The sequence below is a fragment of the Methylobacterium nigriterrae genome (assembly GCF_037106235.1).
Classification (GTDB): Bacteria; Pseudomonadota; Alphaproteobacteria; order Rhizobiales; family Beijerinckiaceae; genus Methylobacterium; species Methylobacterium nigriterrae.
Window position 1 is genome coordinate 1 of sequence record NZ_JBAWTG010000182.1, and the last position, 7,319, is coordinate 7,319.

Here is a 7,319-nt window from a genome sequence, read left to right on the forward strand (position 1 = left end):
ATCTGCCTGTGCTGCCAAGAAGGAACCCTGAACCTTGGCCAAACGATGGGGATGACGACTTCGGGCCTTGGTGAGCTAAAATCCTGCTCCCGAGCACGAGCGGCATGGGCCTGAGCAAGTGGCGGGCATGGTCGTGATCAGTGCCGCAATGCTCCAGCAGCAGGGCGGTACAGAGGGTACAGGTGGTACTGCAGGGCGAGAGTGAGCCAGCTGAGGTGGTACAGCGTGATACCGGCCCCAGCGTAGGGACTGCCTGTACCACCCGTACCCTGCTCGGTACCGCTTCCGCCCAAATTTCCCCCTTCGAGTACCACCTGTACCGCCTGTACCACCCAGCATACGACAGCGCTTCCAACATCATTGGATTCTGCTCCAGCTCGGTATGAGCTGGATATGTGGCCGAGCCCTGAGAGGGGGCTTGTGGCTCCGCCGCACTCCTAGGTCGGGAGCGTTGTGGCTGTCAGGAGCCGATGATGTGACCGACGGGCTTCAGGGGCTCAATGCGATCGGCCATGATCTTCAGCATAGCCAGAAGCGGCACCGCGAGCAGAGCGCCAGGCACGCCCCAGAGCATGTGCCAGAAGAACAGCGAGACAATCACCAAAACAGGATTGAGGGTGAAGCGCTTGGCCAGGAGCATGGGCGTGATTGTCTCACCCTCGGCGATATGGATCAGCAGATACAAACTGGCTGGCATGAGCGCATACCAGGGCCAGTCGAGGCTGAGCACACCCGCGACGAAGAAGATCACGATACCAGCCAAAGGCCCGAGGATCGGGATGTAGTTCAGGAGGAACGCAGCCGCTCCCCATAGAAGCGGTGTGCCGAGGCCGCAGGCCCACATGGCAAGTCCCGTGGCTACCCCCACCAGGGCATTCATCATCGTGATGGTGAGCAGGTAACCCGAGATGTTGGTTCCAATCTCGTGAGCGATCTCAACGGCCTGGCGCTTGTTGGAGAAGGTTGGGAGGACCTCAACAAAGCCGCGCAACAGGCGGTCGCCTGAGGCAAGAAGAAAGAAGAGCAGGATCATGGTCGTGAAAAAGCGCGCCAGGATCGCCGCGGTACTCGTCGCCAGATAGCCTGCCAGACCGGAAGCCGGCCGTGCAGTGACGGTTTGGCTCTGCTCCGCTTGCCCTGTGGTCGCCGTAAGGCTCTCAATTGCATGCAGTCCCTGCTGGAGCAGATCGAGAGGATGGTGCAGGACGGCAAGCTTCTCCTTCAGCAGCGATAGGCTTTCGGGAGCGCGTTGGATCCACCCTGATGCCGGGATGGAGATGGTAAAGCCAACACCTGCGATCGCGCCGAACACCACCAGGATCAGCAACGCTGCGGCGAGCGAGTTGGGCAAGCGAAGCCGTTCATGCAGGATCCGCATGACGGGCCCGAGCAGAAGCTTCAAGACGAGCGCGAGGACGATCGGCAGGATGATCTCCCGACCAAGGTAGAGCGTGTAGACGATCGCGAGCAGACTGAGCACCAGGATTCCAACCGAGCGGATCCCGTGAGGGACGGCCTCACCGGCTGCAACCGCTTCACGGGCTTCGCGCTCGTCGCGCTGATCGGCACGCTCACTGACCGGCGAGGGCGTAACCGCATCCTGTTCTCGCGTGACCGTCACTGCCTCCTCCCGGGCGCCTTGCGCAGCCACCAACGGGCTGGACTAGTGGAACGATCCGCGGCTGACCTGGGCTGTATTCCTCGAGCACGGAGCCCGACCGGAGGGCGGCGCCTTTTCCTTTGGTGGGTCGCCATCAACACGTGATCGGGTGAGCGGTAACCATCCTCCGGATAGAACCGTGATCGTGGAACTTAGAGCAACTCCCGCCGGCAGCTTCGCTGGGCACCTTCGGCACCCCTCAGGCCGCGCTCGTTCCCGCCTTCGCGCCGGTGATCTTTCTCAGCACGGACCGGACATGGGTGCGGATGCGCTCGTGACGCGCTGCGGCCGCCTCCGGGCTGGTCTCGTCGTTTGGTCCGCTGTCCGTCGACATGAGGAACTTGCAATCCTGTACGTAGTCTCGCCAATCCTGCCGGAGGTACGTCCGAAGCGTTCACGCCAGCACCGTGCGTTGGGCTACGATGGACTGAAGTCCCAAAAGAACCGCGGCAGCAAGGGATAAAATCCAACTCGCGGCGTTATACTGCCGTTAACCCCAACAGCGGATGAACCCTGATCACGCCGGTCAGGAGCCCATGCGTAAGCAGACCCACAGCTCTGGGCTGGGGGTCACGGAGGTGGGTCTGTGCTCAAGCGCTTCTACTTCGACCTCGTGCGCCAGGAGACGCTGATCCCGGACGAGATCGGGGTCGAAGCTGCGGATCTGGACGAAGCGCTCGAGCAGGCACAACTCGCCCTCGCGGAGATGCGCGAGGACGGAGAAGCCGTCTCAGACGAGGGCTGGGCACTGCTGATCCGCGACGAGGCCGGCACCCTGCTGCGGAGGCTGTCCCTCTGAGCCAGACGTAGAGGCCGGCTGGATGCCGTGCTCGCGAGCCCAGATCGCGGCCTGCGTGCGGTTCTGCGTCCCTAGTTTGCGCATGATCGCCTTGACGTGCACCTTCACCGTCGCCTCGGCCAGATCGTACTTGCGGGCGATCAGCTTGTTAGAGGTACCTTCCGCCAGACTGCGCAGCACGTCGAGTTCGCGATTTGAGAGCTGGTGATGGAGCGGCGCACCTGTTCCGCTCTGCCCAGCTGGGCTCTGACCGACCAGGATGGGTTGGTGATCTGCAGTTGCAGGCCAGGCGGCGCCCGGCTGCGCAAAGAGCCAGGAGAACAGACCGGCGGATTGGACCGTCACGCCCGCCATGAGCACCTCAAGGACGCTGAGCAGCGCCTCGCGGCTGATCCCATAGTCGAGCACCGCCTGGGCGGAGAGGCAGAGGTCCCGCGGCAAGCGCTCCGGTGCGGCGGCGCGTCCGAAGACGACGAGCTTCGCCTCCGGGTAGGTGGCCTGCAGGCTGCGAAGTGCCTCGAACCCGGATGCGTCTTCGAGCGCTGCGAGAATGAGTGCGGGACGGACCTGATCCTCTGCAGGATCGGTCGCCTCGCTTGTTGCTGCGGACGCGCTCACGACCCGAAAGCGTGATCTGTTGAGGAGGGAGCTCAGCCCCTCTCGCACGAAGGGGCTCGACGAGAGCACGGCAACATCGACGTCACAGACCATCTGGGTACCTTCCTAAAGCGTGGCCGTTCACGCGCGGTACTCCGTTAAGTGAAGATCAAACCCAAGAGTTCATTGCGCCTTCTCGCCAGGAACTACTGAGTCGGCGAGCGTACCAGGCGTGACGTTCGCACCGGTCGACGTCTGCTTCAGGAGTTTCCGCGATCGGAGCAGCGGCCTCTTAAGAATGGCAGCATACAGGAGAGGCTCGCCATGACGGTCCTGTCCATGATCGAGCATCGCAATACAGCACGCGCTCACACAGGCATTCCAGGTTACGCCGTTCTAGAGCGCGGCTCGCCGATGGGACGTCGCGCACGCTCGACAACCTCGTTGCGTATTCGGCGATGCAAGCTGCGGCCGTGGGCTGAGTGCTGGCTCGTTCAGTGGCGAGGCTGGTCGCAAGGTGCCGCCTCTCAAATGGAGCGGAAGGCGATGCGTGCTGATCCGTTGACAGAACCAGCATGAGCTTTCCTCAGTGAGCCCCGGCGGCGAGCTGCCGGGGTTTGCTTTTGAGCGGCTGGATCTGAGCGTCAGGTCAGTGAGCCGCAGGCTTGTTGGCGGGAGGCGGATTGGCGGGAGCGCCGGGAGCCGGCGCGGGATTGGCGGGCGCCGTGGTGCTGGCAGGGGGCGGGGTGGTTGTCTCAGCCTTCTTCTCGTCCTTACAGGCAGCGAGTGCGAGCAGGCCGATGAGCGGCAGCAGGGTGCGCATACGCATGAGCGTTCCTCTTTGTTGACCAGCCTTCATGAGGCTGCAGGTAACGCCAAGCTGGCCCAAGGAGTTCAGACTCAAACTTGCGCTGGCGGACCAATGGGCCTGCAGCGGCCCTATTCGGCGGCCTGTGCACGTGGGCGGCCACATTCCGCTGCTACTCGCAGCCTCGAGCTCCCGCTGCACCGACAGCGCCGACCTCATGCCGCTCCATCCATCGAGATCTCGCGGATGTTGCGTTTGGCCGGCGGTCTTGAAGGTCAGTGGACACAGCGGCCTTCAGGTCCTGAATACCGATCGGTTCAAAAAGCGACCGGATGCCGTTGGCGAATTCCGATCGATATTTCCTGATGCCTGCCAAGGCTGGATATGGGCGCTCACAAGGCAACTGCGCGTGGTGCGCGATCGGAGAGCCGCTGGAATCCGCGAAGTGTTGAAGCCGCGGGGCACCGCGCGCAATTCCGTCCACCTTAGGGACAGCCAGGGCTACCGGCTCGGCTATGGCGGCGGCTTCTATGATCGGACAATTGCCGCGATGCCCGCGAAGCGACCCACCATCGGTGTTGGCTTCGAACTCGGACGATTGGAGACGATCTATCCGCAGCCGCACGAAATTCCGCTGAAGACGATCATCACGGAGCGGTGAACCGCATTCTTCCGCCGTTTTACTCTCCGCCCATTTCTTGGGTGGTAAAGGCGCTACCGGGTGGCACCCGAAGGGGAATGAGCACTTCAGGGCGGTACCGGTAAGTGGGACCAGGTGGTACTCGCCCCATGCGGGCAGCAATGCCGGTGCCACCCGGTACCCTGCTCGGTACCACCTCCGTCGATGACTTCCCCTTCGAGCACCGCCTGTACCGCCTGTACCCTGTAGGGAAAGGTGGTCCTGCGTGTGAGGACAAAGTCTGTGTGGGCAACACCATCGACTCCGTGCTCGGGCCGTCAACACACTTCCCAGCTGCGCTTCCGACGTGGGATAATGAAATGCGCTCAGGACCCGCCGGAGTTCGCCGATGCCTCAAGCCATGCTGGAGCAATCGACCGCCTTCGCTGAGGCCATCCAATCCCACGGACAGGCCATCGGGCATGCTGTCACAAGGATCCTCGACGGTGAGGAAGCCGGCCTCGTGCTTGGGGCTCTGCAGAGCTATCTCGACGATCTCCGTATCCTGATCGAACGCCATCCCGGCATCGAGGCAGCGGCGTCCGACCTGCTCGCCACAGCAGCTGCCTTCATCAGCGCCAGCCAGACAACCAGCGGCGCCGACACTCGCCAGCGCCGCTTTCTGGCCGAGGCTGCCTTGCGCTTTACGGCCCGGCTCGAAGCTGCGCAGCCAAGCGAGAGCGCCCGTCGGGTCGGATTAGCTTAGGCCTTCCACCGTCATGCCTGTTTCCAATAGGTAGTCAGTGCCGGCGAGTCATCTAATGGTCAGCGTGGCAGACTCCACCGTTCGGCCCATGGCGGATAGGAGCTACCCTCACTCATGCTTATGGCTACGGATCGTCTGACCGGATGAAGGTTCGGCCACGACTGTTGCCGCGCTGCCATCGACTCTAGATCTCGCGCCCGCATAGCCTGCCTGCAGGGAGGGGGCGATGATACGGATCAGGCGCGTGGTCGCGGCTGCGACCCTGGTGCTGTGTGGCTGCGTGCAATCAGTGACGATCCCGCCACTCGAAGCGTCGATCAAGGAAGCGTGCCGCGGCGAGGATCGTATGATCGCGAGCGGTGAAGGAGCGTCAGCCTATCGCTGCGGCAAAGGCCCCCATGCGCGGTATGCAGTTTACCGGGATGGCGCGCTCGTCCGAGAGGTGAACGAGGTCGAGGCCGTTGACTTCGCAGCTGGCCTTAGCTGCCTCCAGCGCGGCCATAGGCTGGGATCTCCCGAGCACGCCGTCTGCCGCACAGAAGCGGTCAATCTGACGGTAGCGCAGGCTAACCAGATGCGGGCAACTGAGAATGCCGAGGCACCGATCCCTCAGCGAGTCGCTGAGCCGCTCCAGCTCCAGGCGCGGTGAACGCTGGGGCAAATCGGGCTGACAGCGGCGAACCGTTTCTGATGATCCAGTGTCGTACCAGCCCAGTTTGCCTCGGGCCTGCTGGCCCAGATTACCGAGTACGAGGACCGCTGGTGCCGAGAGCAGCGGTCGGTGGCCTCCCGAGCAAGAGCCTGGGCAGCCTCTGTCTCCGCCTATGTCGTTGACCCAGTCACCACATGACTCAGCCGCTGGGCCCGCTAAGCAGCCTTGCTCGGCAGCAGCAGGCTCGGCCGCTTTCTTCCGGCCGCGCCCCTTTGCCGGCGCTTTGCTGCTCGCAGGCGCCTTCTTACGACCACCCTGGCTCGTGGGTGCTTGCCCGAGCGCCGGTTGGTGCAATCCAGGATTTTCTCACACCAAGGCTGCGAGAGCTGCCCACGGCACATTCGGGGCTTTGCAATATCCGGCCAAGGCGTAGTCGCGGCTATGGCTTCACAGCCTCTCACAATGGCACGGCGTGCCTCGTCCTCGCTTGCCACACACATTGAGAACCTGCACAACTTGCAGCGTGGGGTGCCCTTCAATGAAGAGACGCCCTTCCCATCCGAGTTCGTTCCCGTGGAAATCGATCCGGAACGAAACCCCGTCATGCTGGAAGCGGTACGGTTCCACGCCAGCCCTCCACCGTGAAGTCACTGTCTCCATCAACCCCCGTCTTGGTGCAGGGTTACACTCAGGGCGGTACCGGCGGTACAAGGGGTACTACAGAACGGAAACGGGCGAGCTCAGGCGGTACCGGGGCGGGACGATGTGGTACCGGCCCTGTCTCCGACCTGCCAGTCCCGCCTTGTCCCCCGTCCGGTACCGCCTCCGCCCAAGATTTCCCCTTGGAGTACCACCGTACCGCCTGTACCACACGGCGAAGGACGGCGTTTCTAATAGGGGGCAGCTTCAACTCAGAAGGCGGGGACTGGGCAGTTCGCCTTCCGACAGGCTCCGCAGCCCAAGGTGTCACTTTGGCGCTTTCGAGCTCCCGCCAAAGCCCTGCTGGAACATCCGGGTGAAAGCGTCCTGAAACTGCTCGGGACTCTGCGGAACAAGGGACATCCAGCTCTTCATCACAGCCTCGGGCGAGAAGCGGTCCATCTCGGCCAGCATTCGCCGCTCCATCTCGGCCATCACCGCAGCCTGCATGAGCTGAACGTCAGGCAAACCGAAGAACGTTCGTGCCTCCTCAGGCGTGCAGTCGATCTCAACGTTGACTTTCATTGGGCCAAACCACCCTCAAGTTGAAGAAGGGTTTCAGGATGGCATATAGGCGCCACAAGCACTCGCACACCGTTCAGCATAAATCAGACACCAGCCTAACTGTTCGCAATTGCTGAGGGCCTGGAGCCTTGATCCTACGTCTCCAGCACGTAGGTTCCCGGTGCGTCGGCACGAGGCGGGTACTGTGCGTTGCC

Annotated in this window: 7 protein-coding genes and 1 pseudogene; 3 read left to right on the forward strand and 5 right to left on the reverse strand. The window is 62.8% G+C overall.

Annotation, left to right across the window (positions count from 1 at the left end; genetic code table 11):
- Nucleotides 1-460: 460 nt before the first annotated feature.
- Together WDW90_RS33340 and WDW90_RS33345 are read right to left on the reverse strand one after the other, a co-directional pair.
- Nucleotides 461-1,621 carry an AI-2E family transporter gene (locus tag WDW90_RS33340; RefSeq protein ID WP_336491950.1) on the reverse strand — a complete coding sequence of 387 codons (1,161 nt, stop codon included), beginning with the start codon at nt 1,619-1,621 and terminating at the stop codon, nt 461-463.
- A gap of 238 nt (nt 1,622-1,859) precedes the next feature.
- Entirely contained in the window at nt 1,860-1,994 is a 135-nt protein-coding gene (locus WDW90_RS33345) for a hypothetical protein (RefSeq protein WP_336491951.1), read from the reverse strand.
- Nucleotides 1,995-2,246: 252 nt separating this feature from the next.
- On the opposite strand from WDW90_RS33345, the gene WDW90_RS33350 reads away from it, so the two are divergent.
- Nucleotides 2,247-2,459 (forward strand): DUF6894 family protein, encoded by a 213-nt coding sequence (locus tag WDW90_RS33350; protein ID WP_336491952.1) that lies wholly within the window; start codon nt 2,247-2,249, stop codon nt 2,457-2,459.
- Here WDW90_RS33350 and WDW90_RS33355 read toward each other — a convergent pair.
- Nucleotides 2,391-3,170, reverse strand: a complete 780-nt coding sequence (locus tag WDW90_RS33355; RefSeq protein ID WP_336491953.1) for a LuxR C-terminal-related transcriptional regulator — start codon at nt 3,168-3,170, stop codon at nt 2,391-2,393. The two genes, WDW90_RS33350 and WDW90_RS33355, sit on opposite strands and share 69 nt — an antisense overlap.
- 535 nt (nt 3,171-3,705) lie before the next feature.
- Nucleotides 3,706-3,885 (reverse strand): hypothetical protein, encoded by a 180-nt coding sequence (locus WDW90_RS33360; protein ID WP_336491954.1) that lies wholly within the window; start codon nt 3,883-3,885, stop codon nt 3,706-3,708.
- A gap of 469 nt (nt 3,886-4,354) precedes the next feature.
- On the opposite strand from WDW90_RS33360, the pseudogene WDW90_RS33365 reads away from it, so the two are divergent.
- Nucleotides 4,355-4,525, forward strand: a pseudogene (locus tag WDW90_RS33365) (5-formyltetrahydrofolate cyclo-ligase); the annotation flags it as partial.
- Between the two features lie 379 nt (nt 4,526-4,904).
- Nucleotides 4,905-5,249, forward strand: a complete 345-nt coding sequence (locus tag WDW90_RS33370; protein ID WP_336491956.1) for a hypothetical protein — start codon at nt 4,905-4,907, stop codon at nt 5,247-5,249.
- A 1,618-nt stretch (nt 5,250-6,867) separates the two neighbouring features.
- On the opposite strand, the gene WDW90_RS33375 is transcribed toward WDW90_RS33370, so the two are convergent.
- Nucleotides 6,868-7,125, reverse strand: a complete 258-nt coding sequence (locus WDW90_RS33375; protein WP_336491958.1) for a DUF6489 family protein — start codon at nt 7,123-7,125, stop codon at nt 6,868-6,870.
- Between the last annotated feature and the right edge of the window lie 194 nt (nt 7,126-7,319).

Excerpts from the sequence above, each read along its gene's own strand:
- WDW90_RS33375 (WP_336491958.1), bottom strand. The coding sequence starts at position 7,125 with ATGAAAGTCAACGTTGAGATCGACTGCACGCCTGAGGAGGCACGAACG.
- WDW90_RS33355 (WP_336491953.1), bottom strand. The coding sequence starts at position 3,170 with ATGGTCTGTGACGTCGATGTTGCCGTGCTCTCGTCGAGCCCCTTCGTG.
- WDW90_RS33360 (WP_336491954.1), bottom strand. The coding sequence starts at position 3,885 with ATGCGTATGCGCACCCTGCTGCCGCTCATCGGCCTGCTCGCACTCGCT.
- WDW90_RS33370 (WP_336491956.1), top strand. The coding sequence starts at position 4,905 with ATGCTGGAGCAATCGACCGCCTTCGCTGAGGCCATCCAATCCCACGGA.
- WDW90_RS33345 (WP_336491951.1), bottom strand. The coding sequence starts at position 1,994 with ATGTCGACGGACAGCGGACCAAACGACGAGACCAGCCCGGAGGCGGCC.